This is a genomic window from Aliivibrio sp. S3MY1 (assembly GCF_028765575.1).
In the GTDB taxonomy this organism is placed as follows: Bacteria; Pseudomonadota; Gammaproteobacteria; order Enterobacterales; family Vibrionaceae; genus Aliivibrio.
The window spans coordinates 1-1,160 of record NZ_JARACO010000080.1 but is presented as its reverse complement, the minus strand read 5'-3'; the positions used below and the strand labels follow the sequence as shown (position 1 = coordinate 1,160).

Below are 1,160 nucleotides of genomic sequence, written 5' to 3'. Positions count from 1 at the left end.
GCAATAACACGTGCGAAAGACCGACTTACAAAACCAATTACACTTCAAACCGCGAATGCCGAATGTAAATAGCATCGTGTTGATTGCTTTGTTATACGATCCTTGCTTTCGCTCCAATTAACTTGGTAAAGAACTGATTTACCAAGACTTGCTGTAAATTGAGTTTAATTAGACTGGCTCAATTAAGCGAGCAAAATATCCAACCAACAACAATAATTGTGAAACGAAACAATCCCTTTTTCTTACACCATTTGTACGAATTGGTTTCAACAAGTTTGGAACTGATAAACCAAATATCCTAGCCACAATTGGGGTTGAAAATGCTGAGAGAAAAACACTGATGCAGGATAAAATGAGGCATAACCAAAGAACAATTGAAGCGTAAACTAGCTTCTGAAACGCCTGAATTTGGGGCAATAATAGTTCAATGCCGAACCTGATGAAACGAATCCCAAAAGGCAACAAAGAAAAAGGAAAACCACCCTACTTTCACGCCTAAAAAACTAATGGTTCAATCGCTGAACTGAACCAAAAAACTGCATTCTCAGAGTTCGTATAACGCCTGCATAACACGTTTGCTATCATGCAGATTAAGCTTAAATTTACCACTTAACACGGTGAACTCAAAGAAACCTAGAATGCCGAATGTAGCAAATCGTGTTGATGCATTTGTTATAAGCACATTCTCACACGGTTCATATGAATAAATTGAGCATCTTCTGATGTTACTTGGAAACCAAATTTACGATATAAACCGCCTACCCGATTGCCTTGCAAATAACACAATTTCACTGGTTTATTTTCGCTATCAGCAAACTCTAAACATTGACTTAAAACCTGACTTCCTATTCCTTTCCCGTGAAAATTTGGCAGTAAAAAGAAACGGCAAAAATAGAAATGGTCGCCTTTATTTTGAAGTAAATAGCTACCTATTGCTTCACCTGACATTTCAATGATGGTTGGCTTTTCTTCATCCCATTCATCTTGATGCATTTCACGTTGGATTTTATCATCCCAACCAAACACAGCCTTAATTGGCTCAAATTCAGCCGCCTTTTTAAGTTCAAATAAGAACTCAAAATCACTATCTTTCGCTGAACGCGTAGAAAATTTCAAACCTTTACCTCTGGCTCAGATAACCTTAATAAATCGGTGCTTAT

At 37.3% G+C, this 1,160-nt stretch carries 1 protein-coding gene; it reads right to left on the bottom strand.

The window, feature by feature from the left end:
* Positions 1-672: 672 nt before the first annotated feature.
* Positions 673-1,116, bottom strand: a complete 444-nt coding sequence (locus PVK62_RS17305) for a GNAT family N-acetyltransferase (RefSeq protein ID WP_274445621.1) — start codon at positions 1,114-1,116, stop codon at positions 673-675.
* Positions 1,117-1,160: the final 44 nt, after the last annotated feature.